The 21,506-nt window shown below is 64.4% G+C and carries 24 protein-coding genes; 14 read left to right on the top strand and 10 right to left on the bottom strand.

The window, feature by feature from the left end; translation table 11 throughout:
* Positions 1-6 precede the first annotated feature (6 nt).
* The 7 genes from dnaB to ppsA form a co-directional block, all read right to left on the bottom strand.
* On the bottom strand, positions 7-1,413 hold the full coding sequence (gene dnaB / locus ASD05_RS09230; RefSeq protein WP_056590735.1) for a replicative DNA helicase: 1,407 nt from the start codon (positions 1,411-1,413) through the stop codon (positions 7-9).
* 178 nt (positions 1,414-1,591) lie between these two features.
* Positions 1,592-2,044, bottom strand: a complete 453-nt coding sequence (rplI, locus tag ASD05_RS09225) for a 50S ribosomal protein L9 (protein WP_007830783.1) — start codon at positions 2,042-2,044, stop codon at positions 1,592-1,594.
* 12 nt (positions 2,045-2,056) lie between these two features.
* Positions 2,057-2,338: a 30S ribosomal protein S18 gene (gene rpsR / locus ASD05_RS09220; RefSeq protein WP_007830781.1), complete on the bottom strand. Its 282-nt coding sequence runs from the start codon at positions 2,336-2,338 to the stop codon at positions 2,057-2,059.
* Positions 2,339-2,359: 21 nt separating this feature from the next.
* Positions 2,360-2,674 (bottom strand): primosomal replication protein N, encoded by a 315-nt coding sequence (gene priB, locus ASD05_RS09215; RefSeq protein ID WP_056590733.1) that lies wholly within the window; start codon positions 2,672-2,674, stop codon positions 2,360-2,362.
* Positions 2,675-2,678: 4 nt separating this feature from the next.
* Positions 2,679-3,053, bottom strand: a complete 375-nt coding sequence (gene rpsF, locus ASD05_RS09210; protein ID WP_007830775.1) for a 30S ribosomal protein S6 — start codon at positions 3,051-3,053, stop codon at positions 2,679-2,681.
* A gap of 114 nt (positions 3,054-3,167) precedes the next feature.
* A complete protein-coding gene (locus tag ASD05_RS09205; protein WP_056590731.1) occupies positions 3,168-3,644 on the bottom strand; it encodes a hypothetical protein in 477 nt (158 codons plus the stop codon).
* Positions 3,645-3,808: 164 nt separating this feature from the next.
* Complete coding sequence (ppsA, locus tag ASD05_RS09200; RefSeq protein ID WP_056590729.1) at positions 3,809-6,202, bottom strand: phosphoenolpyruvate synthase; 2,394 nt, start codon at positions 6,200-6,202, stop codon at positions 3,809-3,811.
* A 185-nt stretch (positions 6,203-6,387) separates the two neighbouring features.
* Between ppsA and ASD05_RS09195 the strand changes: the two genes are divergently transcribed.
* Positions 6,388-7,209, top strand: coding sequence for a pyruvate, water dikinase regulatory protein (locus ASD05_RS09195; protein WP_007830768.1), 822 nt, complete (start codon positions 6,388-6,390; stop codon positions 7,207-7,209).
* Between the two features lie 60 nt (positions 7,210-7,269).
* Here ASD05_RS09195 and ahpF read toward each other — a convergent pair whose 3' ends face one another.
* The gene (gene ahpF / locus ASD05_RS09190) at positions 7,270-8,841 is read right to left on the bottom strand and encodes an alkyl hydroperoxide reductase subunit F (RefSeq protein ID WP_007830766.1); all 1,572 of its coding nucleotides are present in this window, start codon (positions 8,839-8,841) and stop codon (positions 7,270-7,272) included.
* A gap of 89 nt (positions 8,842-8,930) precedes the next feature.
* Complete coding sequence (ahpC, locus tag ASD05_RS09185; protein ID WP_007830764.1) at positions 8,931-9,494, bottom strand: alkyl hydroperoxide reductase subunit C; 564 nt, start codon at positions 9,492-9,494, stop codon at positions 8,931-8,933.
* Positions 9,495-9,757: 263 nt separating this feature from the next.
* Here ahpC and bfr point away from each other — a divergent pair, with 263 nt between their 5' ends.
* The 13 genes from bfr to hemP all read left to right on the top strand — a co-directional run bounded on the left by bfr (position 9,758) and on the right by hemP (position 20,823).
* On the top strand, positions 9,758-10,234 hold the full coding sequence (gene bfr / locus ASD05_RS09180) for a bacterioferritin (RefSeq protein WP_007830763.1): 477 nt from the start codon (positions 9,758-9,760) through the stop codon (positions 10,232-10,234).
* Positions 10,235-10,354: 120 nt separating this feature from the next.
* On the top strand, positions 10,355-10,999 hold the full coding sequence (locus ASD05_RS09175) for a PepSY-associated TM helix domain-containing protein (RefSeq protein WP_056590727.1): 645 nt from the start codon (positions 10,355-10,357) through the stop codon (positions 10,997-10,999).
* Positions 11,000-11,064: 65 nt separating this feature from the next.
* On the top strand, positions 11,065-11,565 hold the full coding sequence (locus ASD05_RS09170; RefSeq protein WP_371127353.1) for a DUF2271 domain-containing protein: 501 nt from the start codon (positions 11,065-11,067) through the stop codon (positions 11,563-11,565).
* A gap of 50 nt (positions 11,566-11,615) precedes the next feature.
* Positions 11,616-12,425: a DUF4198 domain-containing protein gene (locus ASD05_RS09165; protein WP_056590723.1), complete on the top strand. Its 810-nt coding sequence runs from the start codon at positions 11,616-11,618 to the stop codon at positions 12,423-12,425.
* Positions 12,426-12,442: 17 nt separating this feature from the next.
* Entirely contained in the window at positions 12,443-13,447 is a 1,005-nt protein-coding gene (locus ASD05_RS09160; protein ID WP_056590721.1) for an FAD:protein FMN transferase, read from the top strand.
* Positions 13,444-14,805 (top strand): sulfite reductase subunit alpha, encoded by a 1,362-nt coding sequence (locus tag ASD05_RS09155; RefSeq protein WP_056590880.1) that lies wholly within the window; start codon positions 13,444-13,446, stop codon positions 14,803-14,805. Before ASD05_RS09160 ends, ASD05_RS09155 begins: the two co-directional genes overlap by 4 nt.
* Positions 14,806-15,039: 234 nt before the next feature.
* Positions 15,040-17,436 carry a catecholate siderophore receptor Fiu gene (locus ASD05_RS09150; protein WP_056590719.1) on the top strand — a complete coding sequence of 799 codons (2,397 nt, stop codon included), beginning with the start codon at positions 15,040-15,042 and terminating at the stop codon, positions 17,434-17,436.
* A gap of 47 nt (positions 17,437-17,483) precedes the next feature.
* The gene (locus tag ASD05_RS09145; RefSeq protein ID WP_056590715.1) at positions 17,484-18,164 is read left to right on the top strand and encodes a Fe2+-dependent dioxygenase; all 681 of its coding nucleotides are present in this window, start codon (positions 17,484-17,486) and stop codon (positions 18,162-18,164) included.
* Between the two features lie 116 nt (positions 18,165-18,280).
* Complete coding sequence (locus ASD05_RS29420; protein ID WP_081502622.1) at positions 18,281-18,553, top strand: bacterioferritin-associated ferredoxin; 273 nt, start codon at positions 18,281-18,283, stop codon at positions 18,551-18,553.
* Between the two features lie 125 nt (positions 18,554-18,678).
* Complete coding sequence (locus ASD05_RS09140) at positions 18,679-19,362, top strand: energy transducer TonB (protein WP_414930041.1); 684 nt, start codon at positions 18,679-18,681, stop codon at positions 19,360-19,362.
* Between the two features lie 22 nt (positions 19,363-19,384).
* Entirely contained in the window at positions 19,385-20,098 is a 714-nt protein-coding gene (locus ASD05_RS09135; protein WP_056590712.1) for a MotA/TolQ/ExbB proton channel family protein, read from the top strand.
* Positions 20,099-20,103: 5 nt separating this feature from the next.
* Complete coding sequence (locus ASD05_RS09130; RefSeq protein ID WP_007830740.1) at positions 20,104-20,517, top strand: ExbD/TolR family protein; 414 nt, start codon at positions 20,104-20,106, stop codon at positions 20,515-20,517.
* A 93-nt stretch (positions 20,518-20,610) separates the two neighbouring features.
* The gene (gene hemP / locus ASD05_RS09125) at positions 20,611-20,823 is read left to right on the top strand and encodes a hemin uptake protein HemP (protein WP_056590709.1); all 213 of its coding nucleotides are present in this window, start codon (positions 20,611-20,613) and stop codon (positions 20,821-20,823) included.
* A gap of 181 nt (positions 20,824-21,004) precedes the next feature.
* Here the strand turns inward: hemP and ASD05_RS09120 are convergent, their stop codons facing one another.
* Complete coding sequence (locus ASD05_RS09120) at positions 21,005-21,412, bottom strand: GlcG/HbpS family heme-binding protein (RefSeq protein ID WP_007830736.1); 408 nt, start codon at positions 21,410-21,412, stop codon at positions 21,005-21,007.
* Positions 21,413-21,506 lie beyond the last annotated feature (94 nt).

Here is a 21,506-nt window from a genome sequence, read left to right as displayed (position 1 = left end):
GCTGCGTCAGTACTGGTCGTTGTTGCTGTAGCCCACCAGGTTCTCGAACTTGGTGATCGGCTTCAGGAAGGCCAGTTTGACAGTGCCGGTCGGACCGTTGCGGTGCTTGCTGATGATCACCTCGGCCACGCCCGGCTCCTTCGACTCCTTGTTGTAGTAGTCGTCGCGGTAGATGAACATGATGATGTCCGCGTCCTGCTCGATGGCGCCGGATTCGCGCAAGTCGCTCATCATGGGGCGCTTGTCGGTGCGGCTTTCCACGCCGCGGCTGAGCTGCGACAGCGCGATCACCGGGCACTTGAGTTCCTTGGCCAGCATCTTCAGGCCGCGCGAGATTTCGCCCACGGCCGTGGCGCGGTTCTCGTCGCCCGAACTGCTGGTCGACATCAGCTGCAGGTAGTCGACCACGATCAGGCCAAGGCGCCCGTACTGGCGCGCAAGCCGGCGCGCATTGGCACGCAGTTCGCTGGTCGACAGGCCCGGCGTTTCATCGATGTGCAGCGACACGGTGCGCAGCTTCTCGATGGCTTCGGTGAGGCGCGGCCATTCTTCGTCGCTGAGCTTGCCGGTGCGCAGGTGGCCCTGGTCGATGCGCCCGATGGAGCCGACGATACGCACCGCGAGCTGCGAGGCACCCATTTCCATCGAGAACACCGCCACCGGCAGCCCCTCCTCGAGCGCCACGTGCTCGGCGATGTTGATCGCGAGCGAGGTCTTGCCCATCGATGGACGCGCGGCCAGCACGATCATGTCGCCCGGCTGCAGGCCGGAGGTCATCTTGTCGAAGTCGTAGAAGCCGGTGCGAATGCCCGTGATGTCGTTCGGGTTCTCGGCCATTTCGGTCACGCGGTCGAGCAGCTCGACCACCAGGGAATCCATGCTCTGGAAACCCTGCTTCATCCGCGTGCCTTCTTCGCCGATGTTGAAGATCTTCTGCTCGGCCTCGTCGAGGATCTTGTCGACCGCCTTGCCCTGCGGGTTGAAGGCGTTGGTCGCAATCTCGTCGCTGGCGGTGACGAGTTTGCGCAGGATCGAGCGCTCGCGCACGATCTCGGCATAGCGGCGGATATTGCTCGCGCTGGGCACATACTGCGCGAGCGAGTTCAGGTACACCAGCCCGCCGATCTCGTCGGCCTTGCCGAGGTTCTGCAGTTGCTCGTAGACCGTGATCACGTCGGCTGGCTTGCTGGCATTGATCAGCCCACCGATGGCGGCATAGATCAGCTTGTGCTCGTGGCGATAGAAGTCGCCGTCGACCAGCAGGTCGCCCATTCGGTCCCAGGCGCCGTTGTCGAGCAGCAGGCCGCCGAGCACGCTCGATTCGGCCTCGATGGAGTGAGGCGGAATGCGCAGTTGAGCGACTTGGCGATCGGCCGACGGGTCATTGTCGGCATAGGAGAAAACGGCGGACATGGGAGCTTAATAGTGAACGGGGCATGCTACGCGCGCCGCGACTGTGGCGCCATGCATAACGCTGTGCACGTGCTGTGCAAAACCCTGTGGACAGTCGCTGAACAAACCCTGGGAACTGGGGAACAAAAAAGCCGCCCGAAGGCGGCTTCTTTGCAACGCACGGAGGCGCCGTGGACGATCAGGCGGTTTCGCCGTAGACCGTCACGGTGATGTCGACCACCACGTCGGTGTGCAGCGCAACGCTCACGGTGCTGTCGCCAACGACCTTGATCGGGCCATTGGGCAGGCGCACTTGCGACTTGGCAACCTTGTAGCCTTGCTTGCCCAGTTCTTCGGCGATGTCGCCGTTGGTGACCGAGCCGAACAGACGGCCGTCGACGCCAGCCTTTTGCGTCAGCTTGACAGTCGTGCCGCCGAGCTTTTCGCCTTGGGCTTGCGATTCGGCCAGCTTGGCAGCCGCAGCCTTTTCGAGTTCGACGCGCTTGGCTTCGAATTCGGCCTTGTTGGCGGCGGTGGCGCGGCGGGCGCGGCCCGTCGGGATCAGGAAGTTGCGTGCGTAGCCGTCCTTGACCTTGACGATATCGCCCAGGCCGCCGACGTTCAGAACCTTGTCCAGAAGAATGATTTGCATGGTCTCGGCTCCTTAGACGCGGTGCTGGTCGCTGTACGGCACCATGGCCAGGAAGCGCGCGCGCTTGATGGCGGTGTTCAGCTGGCGTTGGTAGATCGCGCGCGTGCCGGTCAGGCGTGCGGGGATGATCTTGCCGTTTTCGCTGATGAAATCACGCAGCGTGTCGATGTCCTTGTAGTCGATTTCTTCGACGCCAGCGACGGTGAAGCGGCAGAAGCGCTTGCGCTTGAACAGCAGCGACTGGGTGTTGCGCTTCGGGCGCTTGTCTTTGTTGAATTTCTTGAACGTGGCCATTTGGGGACCTCTTGTCGAAAATTAATCTTGCTGAAAATCCTGGATGTGCAGGACCGGATGCTTGCCGTTGCCCGGTGTCGCCAGGAAGCCCTGAAAACGCCAGAGACTTCCCATCGACTGTCTTGCGAGCCGTTCGGCGATGGCGCCGAAGGCAACGGCCTTGAGGGCCGTCTTCACCTGCCTGGGTTTGCCTGCCTCCTGGAGCGTCGATTCGTGTTCGAGCTTCAGGTCGATGGCGGGCAAGCCGGCTGGCGTGTATCGCAGGGCTCCGAGTTCGGCAACGGAGGCGGTCAGCAGAAGCTGGTTGACCCCGGTTGCCGCAGCGGCAGCAGTCACGCCATCAGTTGTTGTTGGCGGCGTATTCGGCCTGCTGGGCCTTGCGGGCTTCTTCGCGCTCGACCGTCTTCATCATCGACGAAGGACCGGTTTCGGCCTTCTTCTTCTGGACGGTGAGGTGACGCAGCACGGCATCGTTGAACTTGAACGCGTGTTCCAGTTCGCCCATCACGGCTTGTTCAGCTTCGATGTTGACGCACAGGTAGTGAGCCTTGTTGAGCTTGTTGATCTGGTAGGCCAGCTGACGGCGGCCCCAGTCTTCAACGCGGTGGACTTTGCCGCCGCCGGCCGTGATCAGGCCCTTGTAGCGCTCCAGCATGGCCGGAACTTGTTCGCTCTGATCCGGGTGGATCAGCAAAATGATTTCGTAGTGACGCATGGCACTCCTTGTGGATTCTTCCGAAGAAGAGGAAAAGCCACCTGCAGCGTCGGGCGCAGTGTGGCAAGGCAAAGCCGGCGATTATAGCCCTGTATCGGCCATCCCGGCAAGAACTCAGTCGTTGAGAGCCTTGTCGAGCGCCGCGGCCTTCTCGGGCCCGACGGCGGCGCGGATCTTCGGCGCCAGCGCCACGAGGTCCTCGTAGCTGGTGGTGCCCTCGACCTGCAGGTTGAGCCGGAAACCCATCAGCCCCAGGCTGCCGGTGAGTTGTGTGGCGATCGGATAGGCGTCCTTGTATCGCTGCTGCTTGCTGCGCCCGGAGCCGGCGGCATCCGCAGCCGGCTTCGGAACTTCGGGGGCCGCGGCCTCCCCGGCCGGCGCCGCCGCAGGCTTGCCGCCCACCGGCGCCAGCACGCCCAGTTCCACCATCTGGCTGATGTCTTCCGCCGTGATGCCCGTGCCGGCGGCGATCACGTCATCGACCGAGCGCTTGCCGTCGAACAGGATGAATGCCGATCGCTGGCGCGGCGTGAGCGGCACCGAGCGATCCTTGAGGACCTGCTGGCCGGCGTCTGTCTTTACAAGAATCATGATGGTGTCCCCCGCGAGCTGCCGGGATGCGCCCCGTTAAGCCACAAGTCTGACATCGGAAACGCATTTTGTTTCAATGACACCAAGCTGACGCGGGAAATCCCCCAGTGGGGATTCCCGCAGTCTGTAGCGCGGCGGGCCCATGGCCCAATGCCTTTTGCGGGTCAGCGCTTGGCGAGCTGCTGCCAGGTGTCGATCACACTGTCGGGATTCAGCGAGATCGATTCGATCCCCTGCTCCGCCAGCCACAGTGCGAAGTCCGGATGGTCGCTGGGGCCCTGGCCGCAGATGCCGACGTACTTGCCCTGGTCCTTGCAGGCCTTGATGGCGCGGCTCAGCATCGCCTTGACGGCCGGGTCGCGTTCGTCGAAGTCGGCGGCCAGCAGTTCGAGGCCCGAGTCGCGGTCCAGGCCCAGCGTGAGCTGGGTCAGGTCGTTCGAGCCGATCGAGAAGCCGTCGAAGTACTGCAGGAACTCATCCGCTAGGATGGCATTGCTCGGCACCTCGCACATCATGATCAGCTTGAGTTCGTTCTCGCCGCGCTTCAGGCCGTGCTCGGCGAGCAGGCCGGTCACGCGCTCGGCCTGGCCCAGCGTGCGCACGAAGGGCACCATGATCTGAACGTTGGTCAGGCCCATGTCGTTGCGCACTCGCTTGAGCGCTTCGCATTCCATCGCGAAGGCTTCGCCGAAATCAGCGCTCAGGTAGCGCGCGGCGCCGCGGAAGCCCAGCATCGGGTTCTCTTCTTCCGGCTCGTAGCGGCTGCCGCCGATCAGCTTGCGGTACTCGTTCGACTTGAAGTCCGACAGGCGCACGATGACCTTCTTGGGCCAGAAGGCCGCCGCGATGGTCGCGATGCCTTCGGCGACCTTGTCGACATAGAAGGCACGCGGCGAGGCGTGGCCACGGGCCACCGACTCGACGGCCTTCTTCAGGTCGTTGTCGACGTTCGGGTAGTCGAGGATCGCCTTCGGGTGCACACCGATGTTGTTGTTGATGATGAATTCGAGCCGCGCCAGGCCCACGCCGTGGTTCGGCAGTTGCGCGAAGTCGAAGGCGAGCTGGGGGTTGCCCACGTTCATCATCAGCTGGATGTCGATCTCGGGCATCACGCCGCGCTGCACTTCCGTCACTTCGGTCTCGAGCAGGCCGTCGTAGATGAAGCCGGTGTCGCCCTCGGCGCAGCTCACGGTGACCAGCGTGCCGTCCTTCAGCAGGTCGGTTGCGTCACCGCAGCCGACCACGGCCGGAATGCCCAGTTCGCGCGCGATGATGGCCGCATGGCAGGTGCGCCCGCCGCGATTGGTGACGATGGCGGCGGCGCGCTTCATGACCGGTTCCCAGTTGGGGTCGGTCATGTCGGTGACGAGCACGTCACCGGCCTGCACCTTGTCCATCTCGCTGATGTTGTGCACCAGGCGCACAGGGCCGGTGCCGATCTTCTGGCCGATGGCACGGCCTTCGGCCAGCACAGCACCCTTGCCCAGCAGCTTGTAGCGCTGCTCGGCCTTGCCCTGTTGCTGGCTCTTCACCGTCTCGGGGCGCGCCTGCAGGATGTAGAGCTGGCCGTCGGTGCCGTCCTTGCCCCACTCGATGTCCATCGGACGGCCATAGTGTTCTTCGATGACCAGTGCGTACCTGGCGAGTTGTTCGACGTCAGCGTCGCTCAGCGAATAGCGGTTGCGCTGCTCGGCCTTGACGTCGGTGGTCTTCACCAGCTTTCCGCTCGCCTTTTTCTCTTCGGGCGTGGCGAACTCCATCTGGATCAGCTTGGAGCCGAGGTTGCGGCGGATCACGGCCTTCTTGCCGGCCTTGAGGGTCGGCTTGTGGACGTAGAACTCATCGGGATTCACGGCGCCTTGCACCACCGTTTCGCCGAGGCCGTAGCTGGAGGTGATGAACACCACGTCTTCGAAGCCCGACTCGGTGTCGATGGTGAACATCACGCCGGCAGCGCCGAGGTCGGAACGCACCATGCGCTGCACGCCGGCCGACAGCGCGACCACGTCGTGCTCGAAGCCCTTGTGCACGCGGTAGCTGATGGCACGATCGTTGTAGAGGGAGGCGAACACCTCCTTCATCTTGTGCAGCACGTCGTCGATGCCGACCACGTTCAGGAAGGTTTCCTGCTGGCCGGCGAAAGAGGCGTCGGGCAAGTCTTCGGCGGTGGCCGAGGAACGCACGGCGAACGAGGCGGCGGGGTTACCGGCGCTCAGCGTGGCGAAGGCCTCGCCGATGGCTTTCTGCAGGTCGGCCGGGAAAGGCTGGGCCTCGACCATGGCGCGAATCTCCGCGCCGGCGGCGGCCAGCGCGCGCACGTCTTCGGTGTCGAGCGCGGCGAGGCGCTTGCTGATCTTGTCGGCCAGGCCGTCGTGGGCCAGGAACTGGCGGAATGCGTGGGCCGTGGTCGCGAAACCGGTCGGCACCCGCACGCCCTGCGGCAGCTGCGAGATCATTTCGCCGAGGCTGGCGTTCTTGCCGCCAACCGCCTCGACGTCGGTCATTCTCAGGTTTTCAAACGGTACGACCAGGGCGGTCGCGTCGAAAAGTGCAGACATGGGAAAGCTCCAGAAGTTGAAACCGGTGCCGCATGCAGACGGCGCGGCACGATCGTTGTCGTTGCTTTGGGTGCGGGCGCGGTGTGCATGGAAAGAATTGGGGGTTGGGAAAGCGGATTCCCGATAATGGCCCGGATTGTAGGCGTGGCAAGGTCGCGCGCGCCGCAGGACAAGACCGCAAGACCATGCATACACGCACTGTTTTCTTCATTTCCGACGGCACCGGCATCACCGCCGAGACCTTCGGCAACGCCGTTCTGGCCCAGTTCGAGATGAAACCGCGCCATGTCCGGCTGCCTTTCACCGACACGGTCGACAAGGCACACCAGGCGGTGCGGCAGATCAATCACACCGCCGAAATCGAGGGCGTTCGCCCCATCGTCTTCACCACGCTGGCCAACATGGACGTGCTGGAAGTGATCGAAACCGGCTGCAAGGGCATGCTGCTCGACATGTTCGGCACCTTCGTGCGGCCCCTGGAAATCGAGCTGGCCGTGAAGTCGAACCACCGCATCGGCCGCTTCAGCGACGTCAGCAAGAGCAAGGAATACAACGCCCGCATCGCGGCCATTGACTTCAGCCTGGCGCACGACGATGGCCAGAGCAACCGCGACCTGCAGGGCGCCGACGTGATCCTGGTTGGCGTGAGCCGCAGCGGCAAGACGCCCACCTCGCTCTACCTGGCAATGCAGCACGGCCTCAAGGCCGCCAACTACCCGCTGATTCCGGAGGATTTCGACCGCCGCCAGCTGCCGCCGGCCCTGATGCCGCACCGCAAGAAGATCTTCGGCCTGACGATCCAGCCCGAGCGCCTGAGCGAGATCCGCAACGAGCGGCGCCCCGATTCGCGCTATGCCAGCCTCGAGAACTGCCGCCACGAGGTGAGCGAGGCCGAGGCGATGATGCGACGCGCCGGCATCCGCTGGCTCTCGACCACCACCAAGTCGATCGAGGAGATCGCGACGACGATCCTGCAGGAACTGCGGCCGGAGCGGCTGAACTACTGAGGCTTCAAAGAAAAAGAGGCCATCGACTTGCGATGACCCCTTCTTGCATCGGGCAGCCGGTCAGGCGGCCGCCGGCGCGGCGGGCGCCGAAGTGCGGATCAGGTGGTCGAACGCGCCGAGCGCCGCCTTCGCGCCGTCGCCGGCCGCGATGATGATCTGCTTGAACGGCACGGTCGTCACATCGCCTGCCGCGAACACGCCGGGCACCGAGGTCTGGCCGCGCGCGTCGACTAGGATCTCGCCGTGCTTCGACAGCTCGACCGTGCCCTTGAGCCAGTCGGTGTTGGGCACGAGGCCGATCTGGATGAACACGCCTTCAAGCTCGACCTTCTTCAGCTCGCCCGTCGCACGGTCCTTGTAGACCAGGCCGTTGACCTTCTGATCGCCGGTGATCTCGGTGGTCTGTGCGTTGGTGAAGATGTCGACGTTCTTCAGGCTCTGGAGCTTGCGCTGCAGCACGGCGTCGGCGCGCAGGGCCGTGTCGAACTCGATCAGCGTGACGTGGCCCACGATGCCGGCCAGGTCGATCGCCGCTTCGACGCCTGAGTTGCCGCCGCCGATCACCGCGACGCGCTTGCCCTTGAACAGCGGGCCGTCGCAGTGCGGGCAGTAGGCCACGCCCTTGTTCTTGAACTCGTGCTCGCCAGGCACGTTGATGTTGCGCCAGCGCGCGCCGGTCGAGATGATGACCGACTTGCTCTTGAGCGAGGCGCCGCTTTCGAGCTGCACTTCGATCAGGCCATTGCCGGGCACCAGCGCCTTGGCACGCTGCAGATTCATGATGTCGACGTCGTAGTCGCGCACATGTTCTTCAAGCGCATGCGCGAACTTCGGCCCTTCGGTTTCCTTGATCGAGATGAAGTTCTCGATGCCCAGCGTGTCGAGCACCTGGCCGCCGAAGCGCTCCGAGGCGACGCCGGTGCGGATGCCCTTGCGTGCCGCGTAGACGGCCGCAGCGGCGCCGGCAGGGCCGCCGCCGACGATCAGCACGTCGAACGGATCCTTGGCGGCGATCTTCTTCGCTTCGCGCTCGACGCCGCTGGTGTCGATCTTGGCGAGGATTTCTTCCAGGCTCATGCGGCCCTGGCCGAACTCGGTGCCGTTCAGGAACACGGTCGGCACGGCCATCACTTGCCGTTCCTTCACTTCGTCCTGGAAAGTGCCGCCTTCGATCATCGTGGTGCGGATGCGTGGGTTCTGCACTGCCATCAGGTTCAGCGCCTGGACCACGTCGGGGCAGTTGTGGCAGGTGAGCGAGACGTAGATCTCGAACTCGAAATCGCCGTCGAGCGCCTTGATCTGGTCGAGCACGGCTTGCTCGACCTTCGGGGGATAGCCGCCGATCTGCAGCAAGGCAAGGATCAGCGACGTGAATTCATGGCCCATCGGCAGGCCGGCAAAACGCGGGCCGTGGTTTTCGCTCGGGCGGTTGACCGAGAACGAGGGCTTGCGGTGGTTGTCGTCGCGGCTTTCGGTCAGCTTGACCAGCGGCGAGGCTTCGGCGACATCCTTCAGCAGCGACAGCATCTCGCCCGAGGCCTTGCCGTCGTCGAGCGAGGCGACGATCTCGATCGGCTGCGTGGCGCGTTCGAGGTAACTCTTCAATTGGGCTTTGGTGCTGGCGTCGAGCATGAGGGACTCTCTTTCGATAACTGGAAACTATCAACTGGGGACGAAAAAGCCCGGGGCCTCGTGAGCGCCCGGGCTTTCGCGCGGGGCGCTTAGATCTTGCCGACGAGGTCGAACGACGGTGCGATGGTCTTGTCGCCTTCATTCCACTTGGCCGGGCAGACTTCGTTCGGGTGGGCGGCGGTGTAGACCGCTGCCTTGAGCTTGCGCAGGGTTTCCTTGACGTCGCGGGCGATTTCGTTGGAGTGCACTTCGGCGGTCTTGATGATGCCTTCGGGGTTGATCACGAAGGTGCCGCGCAGTGCCAGGCCTTCTTCGGGGATGTGCACGCCGAAAGCGTTGGTCAGCGTGTGGGTCGGGTCGCCCACCAGCGGGAACTTCGCCTTGCCAACGGCCGGCGAGGTGTCGTGCCAGACCTTGTGCGAGAAGTGCGTGTCGGTGGTCACGATGTAGACCTCGGCACCCAGCTTCTGGAACTCGGGGTAGTTGTCGGCCGCGTCTTCGACTTCGGTCGGGCAGTTGAAGGTGAAGGCCGCCGGCATGAAGATCAGCACGGACCATTTGCCCTTGAGCGTCTCGTCGGACACATCGATGAACTTGCCGTTGAGGTAGGCCTGGGTCTTGAAGGGTTGGACTTGGGTGTTGATCAGGGACATGGTGATTCCTTGGATGCTGCGGGTGGACAAAAATAAGTGCGAGCCATGAGTATAACTACCAAATATGACACTCTCATAGCATTGAGCTATCAATAACATCGGTGCGGCCTATGAAAAACAAAGGCGTCCTCGCCTTCGCTTCCCGCCCGAATACGAACGCCTATCACCCTCGTACGCATGCAGACCGACTGCGCAGGGGAATGCTTGCGCGGGCCCTGCGAGGACCCGGACAATCGCCTCTTTCAGAACAAGGAAAAACGATCATGAAGGGCGACCCCAAGGTCATCGAACATCTGCAGGCGCAGCTCAAGAACGAGCTCACCGCAATCAACCAGTACTTCCTCCACTACCGGATGCTCAAGCACTGGGGCCTGGACAAGCTGGCGAAGAAGGAATACGAGGAATCGATCGGCGAAATGAAACACGCCGACAAGCTGATGGACCGCATCTTCATGCTCGACGGCCTGCCGAACCTGCAGGACCTGGGCAAGCTGAACATCGGCGAAGACGTGCCCGAACTGCTGCGCTGCGACCTCGGCGCCGAAACCGGCGCGCAAGCGACCATCAAGGACGGCATCGCGCATTGCGAATCGGTGCGCGACTATGTCTCGCGCGATCTGCTCCAGGAGATCCTGGACGACACGGAAGAGCACATCGACTTCCTCGAAACCCAGATCGACCTGATCGACAAGGTCGGGGTGCAGAACTACCTGCAGTCGCAGATGGGCGAGCTCGAGTAAGCGAAGCCTTCGCAGCTGTCGGTCAACGGGACTTCGGTCCCGTTTTTTATTGCTTTACGTAACTTAACCCGTCACGAATAACAGTCATTCTCATTCGCACGGATAAAATCCGCGCCTTCGATGACTGCCCCCCGCCCCGACAACCGCCGCCGTGCCTACTGGCTCAAGACCCTGCACGAATGGCATTGGGTGAGCTCGGCGATCTGCCTGATCGGCATGATCCTGTTCAGCGTCACGGGCTTCACGCTCAATCACGCGGGGCAGATCGAGGCCCGGCCGGCCGTAACGAAGCTGAGCGGTTCGGTCGATGAAGCCCTGCGCGCGCAACTCGAAAAGCAGTTGCCAGCCGCCAAGGCCCTCAAGGGAAAGGCGCCCTTGCCCGCCGAACTGCAGGCCTGGGTGCAGAAGCACTGGGACGTCGGCACCGCCGGCCGCGAGGCCGAGTGGTCGGACGACGAAATCTATCTCTCGCTCCCCCGCCCTGGCGGCGACGCCTGGCTGCGCCTGAGCCTGGCCGACGGCGAGATCGAATACGAGCGCACCGACCGCGGCTGGCTCTCCTATTTCAACGACCTCCACAAGGGCCGCAACACCGGCGCCGCGTGGAGCTGGTTCATCGACATCTTCGCGGGCGCCGCACTGGTCTTCTCGATCACCGGCCTGTTCATTCTCAAGATGCACGCGGGCAACCGGCCTTTCACGTGGCCGATGGTGGGCATGGGGCTCGTCGTGCCGGTGCTGCTCGCGCTGCTGTTCATTCACTGATTCATTCATCGATCCAGGAAAAGAGGTTTCCCGTGCACGTTCGCTATTCACTCGCGCCGCTGGCCATGTCGGCGCTGTTCGCGGCCCCGGCCTTCGCGTCGGGGCTGGCCGTCAACATCGAGATCCCGCGGCTGAACGTGTCCGAGTACCACCGCCCCTACGTGGCGACCTGGATCGAGCGCGCCGACAACACCGTTGCCGGTACGCTGGCCGTCTGGTACGACGTGCGCACCAAGACCAACAACCCCGAGGGCGAAGGCACGAAGTGGTTGAAGGACATGCGCCAGTGGTGGCGCCGCGGTGGCCGCGAACTCGCGGTGCCGGTCGATGGCGTGACGGGCGCGACCAAGCCGGCCGGCAAGCACCAGCTGAGCTTCACCGAAGGCACGGCGCCCATGCCCAAGCTCGCGCCGGGCGCCTACAAGCTCGTGGTGGAAGCCGCACGCGAAGTCGGCGGACGCGAGGTCGTGAGCATTCCCTTCCAGTGGCCCCCGACGGCAGCGGCGCAGCCGACCGCCACGGGCAAGGAAGAGCTCGGCGAGATCAAGCTCGAACTCAAGCCCTGACCGCCCCCCCCTTTTACCGCCTTACCGCCAGCCCCCATCAAGGAACTGCCATGACCCGCTTCACACTGCGCGCCGCCTCCCTCGCCATTGCCCTGTCGGCTGTCGCCTCGCTCGCCCAGGCGCACAACGCCTGGCTGCTGCCCTCGTCCACCGTGTTCTCCAAGGCCGACACCGTGACCGTCGATGCCGCGGTATCGAACGACCTGTTCGTCGCGAACCACGCGCCGCTGCGGCTCGACGGCCTGCAGATCACCGCGCCCGACGGCAGCACCGTCAAGCCCGAGACCGAAGCCAAGCTCAAGCTGCGCAACGTGTTCGACGTGAACGTGGCACAACCGGGCACCTACCGCATCGCGGTGACCAACGCCGGCGCCTTCGCAAGCTGGAAGGACAAGGCCACGGGCCAGGCCAAGCGCGCGCGCGGCACGGCCGAAACCATCGGCAAGGAGATCCCGGCCGATGCACAGGAGGTGACGATCACCCAATCGTCCGGCCGCATCGAGACCTTCGTGACCGTCGGCAAGCCTTCGGCGCTCAAGCCGGTCGGCCAGGGGCTGGAACTGATCTCCACCGGCAGCCCGACCGACCTAGTCAAGGGCGAGAAGGCCACCTTCACGCTGAACCTCGACGGCCAGCCCGCCAAGGGCCTCGAAGTGACCGTAACGGCAGGCAATACCCAGTACCGCGACAAGCTCGAGGAAATCAAGCTCAAGACCGACGACAAGGGCCAGTTCAGCGTGACCTGGCCCGCCGCCGGGATGTACTGGCTCGACGCCAGCACCAAGGACACCAAGACCACGGTGCCGCAAGCCAAGGAACGCCGCCTGAGCTACGCGGCAACCCTTGAAGTGATGCCCTGACGCGGCAGCCGACCACCTTGGGCCTTTCGTTCAGCACCTGGCGCGCTGGCGGCTACGCCAACGCTGCCGTCCCACGCGCCGCCGATCCCGCCACGCTCCAGCAGTCGGGCGGGCAGACCATGGGCACCACCTGGTCGCTGCGCTTCGACAATCCGCGGATGCTGCCGTTGGCGGAGGTTCGCGCGGCGGTCGAATCGACGCTTGGCCGCGTGGTCACGCAGATGAGCAACTGGGAGCCGGACTCCGACATCAGCCGGTTCAACCGGGCGCCAGCCGGGTCACGCCACGTGCTGCCCGCGGAGTTCGCCGAAGTGATGCGCTGTGCGGACCGATGGGCAACGGCCAGCGGTGGCGCGATCGATCCGACGATCGGTCCGCTGGTCGCCTGCTGGGGCTTCGGCCCTGAAGCACACGAAGGCGGCCTGCCTTCTGCGCAGGTCCTGGCCGATGCGCGTGCGTGCGTCGGCTGGCCACGGCTGGCGTTCGATGCGGCCGATGGCTCGCTGCTGCAGCCGGGTGGTGTTGCGCTCGATCTTTCAGGTATCGCCAAGGGTTTCGCGGTCGACTGTGGCGTCGAAGCCTTGCGCGCGCTCGGCCTTGCGGACCTTCTCCTTGAAGTCGGCGGCGAATTGCGCGGCATCGGGCGACGCCCCGGTGGCCAGCCCTGGCAGGTGCTCGTCGACGGCGACCCGGCCGTGGCGCAGCGCGTGGCGCTTGCCGACATGGCGATCGCCACTTCGGGCGATCGGTGGCACCGCCGTACGCATCAGGGACGCAACTGGTCGCACACCATCGATCCGCGCACCGGTGAACCGGCCACTCATGCATTGGCCAGCGTCACCGTGCTGCACGTCGAATGCATGCAGGCCGACGCGCTGGCCACCGTGCTGACGGTACTGGGGCCGGACGAAGGATTCGACTTCGCGCAGCGGCACGACATTGCCGCACTGCTCGTGAGCCACGGCGACGCATCGCCTGCGGTGCGGGCTACGCGCGCGTGGCCCGCACCGGCCGGGGCATGAACGACATTGGCTGGCGCGCACTTGGCGCGGGTTCCACCGTGGCTGCGTATGCGGCGCTCTGCGCATCGGTCTACCTGCGGGAGCGCAGGCGGCAAGCGGCCGCCGTGCGCGATGCGGCAGCGCTTTCGGAAGGCAGCGGCGAGTCCCCCGTCCTTGTGCTGTTCGCGAGCCAGACCGGCCAGGCAGAAACCATCGCCTGGCAGACCGCACGGCAATTGAGCGCGGCAGGCACGCCGGCACGCGTGATGGAACTCAACGCGCTCGATGCCTCTGCCCTGGCCGCTGCGCGGCGGGCGCTCTTCATCGCCAGCACCTACGGCGAAGGCGATGCGCCCGATGGGGCCAGCGTGTTCGCCGAGCGCGTGATGGATTCGCAGCCTGCCCTACCCTCGCTGCGCTACGCCGTACTGGCCCTGGGCGACCGCCAGTACGCCAACTTCTGCGGCTTCGGTCGCGCGCTCGACGAGTGGCTTCTTGCGACGGGCGCCACGCGCGAGTTCGATCGCATCGAGGTCGACAACAGCGAGCCCGCCGCGCTGGCTGCGTGGCACGCGCAATGGGGCGAAGCGCCGACGGTCAGCATCGAAGGGGCGGCAACCAGCTTCACGCAGTGGCGGCTGATTGCGCGCGAGCGGCTCAATCCGGGCAGCGTCGGCGCACCGGTGTTCCATCTCGGACTGGTTCCGCAGATGGGTGCGATGCCCCATTGGATGTCGGGCGACCTGGCGCAGGTGGCCACGGCGAGCGATCCAGCGCGCCCGCGCGACTACTCGATCGCATCCGTACACGCCGATGGCGAATTGCAGTTGCTCGTCCGGCAGGAGCAGCATCCCGACGGCACGCTGGGAGCAGCATCGGGGCTGCTCACCTCCACCCTCAGCGTTGGCGACACCGTCGCCCTGCGTTTGCGTCCCCATCGAGGTTTCCGCCTGGACGGCAACGAGACGCGACCCCTGATCCTCATCGGCAACGGCACCGGGCTGGCTGGACTGCGCTCCCACCTGCGAGCCCGTGCCGCCGCGGGCAGGCACGACAACTGGCTGGTGTTCGGCGAACGCCAAGCCGCGCACGATTTCCTGTACCGCGAAGAAATCGAAGCCTGGCAGGCCGGCGGCGTGCTGCAGCGGCTCGACATGGTGTTCTCACGCGATCAGGCAGAGCGCTTCTACGTCCAGCACCGGTTGCTGCAGTCGGCCGACACCCTGCTGCAGTGGCTGCACGACGGCGCGGCTGTCTATGTCTGCGGAAGCCTGCAGGGCATGGCGTCCGGTGTCGACGCCGCACTGCGGCAGGTCGCTGGCGAGACGCTGATGAGCGAACTGGCGGCAAGCGGACGCTATCGCCGCGATGTCTACTGAGCCCTCGCTGCCGCACGCACCAGTTGCGTGGCAGCAACAAACCGAGACAACTTTTGAATTAATACGGCTTCGGCTGCGAACTTACGTATTGAGAAGCAATATCATTTGAGGCGATTTACAAGCACTTTGCAAATCGACTCACCCAGCCAGTCTGCCCCGCTTCTCCCGGAGAACGCAGGCCGCCAAGACATCGCCAGTCGAGTCCTGACGCCTGTCCTTTCCGGAGAAAACTTCATGGCCTACATCAAGAGCCGCAAACACACCGTTGTGCGCGCCGTTCCACACCTTTCGAGCGCTGCCGCCGCCACACTGATCGCCATCGCAGCCCCGGCGGCCCTCGCCCAGTCGAGTAGTGCACTGCCTGAAGTCCGGGTGCAGGACAGCACCGCCGCCGACTACAAGGCCGACAACTCGTCGAATCCCAAGTTCACGGCCCCGCTGGTGAACACGCCCCAGACCATCCAGGTCATCAAGGAACAGATCATTCGCGAACAGGGTGCAACCACGCTGACCGAGGCGCTACGCAACACGCCCGGCGTGGGCACCTTCTTCCTCGGGGAGAACGGCAACACCAACACTGGAGACGCCGTCTTCATGCGCGGCTTCGACAGCTCGAGCGCGATCTTCGTGGACGGCATCCGCGACCTGGGCTCCGTGTCGCGGGACGTGTTCAACATCGAACAGCTGGAGGTCGTGAAGGGCCCGTCGGGCACCGACGTGGGCCGCACCTCGCCTACCGGCTACATCAATCTCGTCACGAAGAAGCCCAAGCTCGAAGACAGCTTCCTGGGTTCGATGAGTTTCGGCAGCGCAGACTTCAAGCGCGGCAGCGTCGACTGGAACAAGTCGCTGAGCAGCGCCAACGGCATCGGCGCGGCCTTCCGCCTGAACGCAGTGACCGAAGACGGCGGCGTTGCCGGCCGCGATTTCGTCAAGAACAAGCGCACGGCGATCGCCCCGTCGCTGGCACTCGGGCTGAACAGCCCGACGCGCATCTTCCTCGACTACCTGCACGTCGAGCAGAACAACATTCCCGACGGCGGCGTGCCCACCATCGGACTGCCGGGCTACAGCACGCCGGATGCCACCGCGATCACGCGAGGCCTGGCGCGCCGCACCTACCTGAACTCCGCCGCGCGCGTGGCCTCGAGCAACTTCTACGGCACCAGCTCGGACTTCGACAACGTGAAGGCCGACATGTTCACCGCGCGCATCGAGCACGACCTGACGCCGGACATCACCCTCCGCAACACCACCCGCTACGGCAAGACCTCGCAGGACTACATGCTGACGTCGTTCACGGGCGGCGGCCTCACGGCGTCGGCAAGCGGCGTGGGCCAGCTGCCGGCCGCGAACGCGGGCTTCATCAACACGGTCATCCCGACGATTCCCGCCAGCTGGACCATCACGCGCAACCTGCCCACCAACAAGGACCAGGAAAACACGATCTTCACGAACCAGACGAGCGTGTCGGCCAAGTTCAACACGGGCAGCATCGGCCACTCGTTCAATGGCGGCCTCGAATTCGTCCGCGAGACGCAGCGCGCCAACAACTATTACGCCGCAGGCTACCCGAGCGTGGGCACCACGCTGGCCGCGGCCGGCTCGTGGCCTGCCGCCAACCTGTACAACCCGAATCCGTACGTGAGCGGCTACAACCGCATCGCCAACGGAACGGGTTCCGACGGCAGCACCGACACCATCGGCCTCTACGCCTTCGACACGCTCAAGTTCAACGAGCAGTGGCAGCTGACCGCCGGCCTGCGCTACGACCACTACTCGACCACGTACAACGCCACCGCGCTGACGCTGGCGCGCACCGGCAACGGCCCCCAGACCTCGACGATCACGCCGACCAACCTGAAGCTGTCGGACAACCTGCTGTCCGGCAAGATCGGCCTGGTCTACAAGCCGACCGAGAACAGCAGCATCTACGCGGCCTACGGCACCGCCGCGCAGCCACCGGGCGGCGCCAACTTCCAGCTGGCCGCCGGCGGCACCGGCAACAGCACCGGGCGAACCGACTTCCTGCCGCAGAAGGCGAAGACCTACGAAGTCGGCACCAAGTGGGACGTGATGAACAAGCGCGTGGCGCTGACTGCAGCGCTGTACCGCACCGACGTCAGCAACGAAGTCGTGCAGGACACGGTCTCGCAGCAGTACTTCCAGACCGGCAAGAAGCGCGTGCAGGGCGTCGAGCTGGGCCTGTCGGGCGCCCTGACCGACAACTGGGGCGTGAGCTCGGGCTTCACCACCATGAACACCCGCGTGCTGAGCGGCTCTTCGGTGCTGGCGGATGGATCGACCGCCCTCGCCTACACGCCGAAGAAGGCTTTCACGCTCTGGACCACCTACCAGTTTCCGTTCGGCCTGACCATCGGCGGCGGCGCACGCTACAACGGCAAGCTGCAGCGCGGCACCGACAGCGCGGTGGGAACGCCGGCCTACGTCGATTCATACTGGGTGGTCGATGCAATGGCGTCCTATCGCATCAACAAGAACATCGACATCCAGCTGAACCTGTACAACCTGTTCGACAAGGACTACGTGGCAGCCGTCAACAAGAGCGGCTACCGCTACACGCCGGGCACGCCGCGCTCGGCGAAGATCACCGCGAACTTCGCGTTCTGACGGTCCTGCGCGCGCCGAGGCTTTTCTCATTGCGGAGATCCTGAAAAATGATGCTGCATGTGCCCGATGTGCTGAGTCCCGACCAGGTGCGCGAAATGCGCGCCGCACTCGACGCCACGCAATGGACCGACGGTCGCGAGACGGTCGGTGCACAAGGCGCACAGGTCAAGCGCAACCGCCAGTTGCCGGAGCAGTCCCCGGTGGGCCGGCAACTCGGCAGCACGGTTCTGGCCGCGCTGGCCCGGCACGCGCTGTTCTTCTCGGCCGCGCTGCCGCTGCGCTTCGTGCCGCCGCTGTTCAACCGCTACGAGGGAGGCGAGCACTACGGCGTTCATGTCGACGGTGCGGTGCGGGCCTTGCCCGGCGTCAACCAGCAACTGCGCACCGACCTGTCGTGCACGCTTTTCCTGTGCGACCCCGAGGACTACGAGGGCGGCGAGCTGGAGGTCATCGACACCTATGGCTCGCACGAAGTGAAGCTGCCGGCCGGCGACCTCATTCTTTATCCGGCCAGCAGCCTGCACCGCGTCCGCCCCGTGACCCGGGGGGCGCGGATCTGTTCGTTTTTCTGGCTGCAGAGCATGGTGCGCAGCGACCAGCAGCGCGGCATGCTGTTCGAACTCGACCAGAACATCCAGAAACTTCGTGCGCGCCTGGGCGAATGCGAGGAAACCGTGGCGCTGACCGGCCACTATCACAACCTGCTTCGGCTCTGGTCCGAGGTCTGAATCCAGGGATCTGGCTCACCTGCATGAATCAGTAACACATGGTTATTGTGAATGCGACGGATTCTTATTTATAATCAAGCAAATCCAACAGCCAGCCAACTGCCGCTTTCACAGCCATGATCGTTTGCGTCTGCCGCCGAGTCTCCGACCGAGAAATCGCACGCCACGTGCGGGCCGGCATGACTTTCGACGAGGTTCAGTTCGAACTTGGCGTGGCCACCCAGTGTGGCCAATGTGAAGGGTGCGCGCGAGATATCGTCGCGCAGTGCAGCGCTTCGCATCCGGTCGCAGCACTGAGCTGCGAATCGGGTCCGAGGGCGATCCAGCTTGCCAACTCCATCAAGGAAAGCAAGGCATGGAACTCTTCTCGACACTCGGCGGCAGCCTGATCCTGGTTGCAGGCTCGGTCTGGTGGATCTTTCGCAAGTAGCGCAACTGGCGCAAGTGCTGTCTTCGTAGCGGTTTTGCTGAAATCGGGGCACCTTTCACGGCGCCCGCATTCGAATGGTTGATCGTGTCTGACCGCTTTGCCCCCCCCCCTTCCGTCCTCGGCCTTTCGCGCAATGTCGTCATTGCCGGCGGCGTCATCCTGTTCCATGCGGCTGCGCTCTGGGCGCTGCAGAGCGGGTTGCTACGCCGCGCCGCCGAGGTGGTGATTCCAGTCGAAATACTGGGCCAGTTCGTCGAACCGCCGAAGCCGAAGGCAGATCCGCCTCCGCCGCCCCCACCACCGCCTCAGCCCAAAGCCAAGGCCCCGCCTCCGCCGCGGCCCCAGGCGATCCGCGAGCCGAAGCCCACGCCGGCGCCCCAGGCGCCCGTCGGCACCACCGAACCGCCGCCTCCGGCAACGCCGCCGGCACCTCCCGCTCCGCCGACGCCGCCCGCGCCACCACCTGCACCCCCGGCGCCTCCAGCGGTGCAGATGCCCTCGAGCAACGCCGACTACCTTCAAAACCCCAAGGCAACCTACCCCGCCATGAGCAAGCGGCTCGGCGAGCAAGGCAAGGTCATCGTGCGGGTGCTCGTCGGCGTCGACGGCCTGCCCAAGAGTGCCGAGGTCAAGAAATCCAGCGGCTTCGATCGCCTCGACGAAGCCGCAGTCGAATACATCATGAAATGCCGCTTCGTGCCCGGCAAGATCAACGGCGTGGTGCAGGCCATGTCCTATGACGCCCCCGTCAACTACGTCCTGAACTAATTTTTCTCTGGAGCAACTTCGTATGGATTCCCAATTTGGCCTGATGAACGTCTGGCATCAGGGCGACTTCGTCACCAAGGCCGTCGCGGTACTGTTGATCGGCATGTCGCTCGCGTCGTGGATCGTCATCATCGTCAAGGCGCTCGACGTCATCAAATACAAGCGCCTCGCCAAGCATTCGCAAGACTTCTGGCACAGCGAAGACTTCGCCACCGCGCTGAACAAGCTCGGCAAGGACGACAGCAACCCGTTCCGTGCGCTGGCCCTCGAAGGCCGCGAAGCAGCAGCGCACCACCGCAACACCAAGGCCCATCTGCATGACGCGCTCGACGTGAGCGACTGGATCACGCGCGCCCTGCGCAACGGCATCGACGCCTTCACCGCTCGCCTGCAAACCGGCTTGGCCGTGCTGGCATCGGTGGGCTCGACCGCCCCCTTCATCGGCCTGTTCGGCACGGTCTGGGGCATCTACCACGCGCTCATGAGCATCAGCTCGGTCGGCCAGGCAACCATCGACAAGGTGGCCGGCCCGATCGGTGAAGCGCTGATCATGACGGCCCTGGGCCTGGCCGTGGCCATCCCCGCGGTGCTGGGCTACAACGCCCTGGTGCGCGGCAACAAGTTCGTGCTGACCAAGCTCAACGCCTTCGCGCACGACCTGCATGCCTACTTCGTGACCGGCGCCCGCGTTCAAAGCGGCAGCGACGCCGTCGTGGTTCCGCTCAAGAAGGGCTGAGCACCATGGCCTTCGGTACACAGGACGAACCCGATGAGGTGATGAACGAGATCAACATGACGCCGCTGGTCGACGTCATGCTGGTGCTCCTCATCATCTTCATCATCACCGTGCCGGTGATGAAGCACGCGGTCAACATCGACCTGCCGCGCGCCAGCAGCGAACCCGAGCAGCCGAAGCCGCAGAACATCCTGTTCAGCGTGACGGCCGACGGCTCGTACTACTGGAACGAACAGAAGATCGACGACAGCGAGCTGCCCAACCGCCTCGCCGCCGAAGCCGCCAAGGAACCGCAGCCCGAGCTGCACATCCGCGGCGACAAGGCCGTGCGCTACGAGCGCGTGGCCAAGGCGATGTCGGAAGCCCGCGAAGCCGGCGTGCGCAAGATCGGCTTCATCACGGAGCCCGAAGCGAAGTGATCTGACATCGCAAGTCAAAAAAGTCGATCGCGACGATTGACTTTTTATTGCGAATCATTATCATTAACTCATCGCTTCGATAGGGAAATCCAGATGCCAGCCACACCGAATGCCTTTTCTGTCCTGAACCATCCTTCGCTCGACCAGTCGGGTGGCGGCCATGCGTCCATCCAGGCAATGCGTCCGGCGCCAATGCTCGAGAGCACCGAGCTTCTGAAGGGAAGCAAGACCGTGAGCATCATGCACAACGGCTCCCTCTACCGGCTTCAGGCCACCAAACTCGGCAAGCTGATCCTGACCAAGTAGGTCGTCCAGTCCGCCCTTCGCGCAAGTTTCATCGTGGGGCGACTCGAGGAGATTCATCTCCGAAGGGTCGTTTTTTGCTAGCCAACGGTTCGCCGACTAGCCAAGCTTTTTTTCACGCTGAAGCACCAAAAAGAAAACGCCGACCTCGAAGTCGGCGTTTTGCTTGGTGCGGAAGAAAAACTCAGAGGCCGAGGGCGGCGATGCCTGCCTTGGCGATCTGCGCGTCTTCGTTCGACTTCACGCCGCTCACGCCGACGGCGCCGATCACGTGGCCGTCCTTGACGATCGGCACGCCGCCTTCGAGCAGGCCCTGCACTTCAGGCGCCGTCAGGAACGCCGTGCGGCCGCCGTTGATGATGTCTTCATAGACCTTGCTTTCGCGCCGGCCCATGGCTGCCGTGTGGGCCTTGGCAGGCGCAATGTGCGAAGACAATGCCGCAGCACCATCCAGCCGCTGCAGCCAGAGCAGGTTGCCCGCGTCGTCGGAGATGGCGATGGTCACCGCCCAGTTGTTCTTGAGGGCCTCGGCTTCGGCCGCTGCGGCCACGGCCTTGACGTCGGCAAGTTCGAGGAATGACTTGGTCTTCATGATGGGCTCTGGTTTCGTGAAAACCCGACAGCATAACGGCCCTGCCGCCAGGGGTGTCTTCGGGGCTTGGGAACACCCCGCATACGGTCTTTTC

It is taken from the genome of Variovorax sp. Root434 (assembly GCF_001426595.1).
Taxonomy (GTDB): Bacteria; Pseudomonadota; Gammaproteobacteria; order Burkholderiales; family Burkholderiaceae_C; genus Variovorax.
The sequence above is the reverse complement of the archived record's forward strand: the minus strand, read 5'-3'. Positions and strand labels throughout refer to the sequence as shown.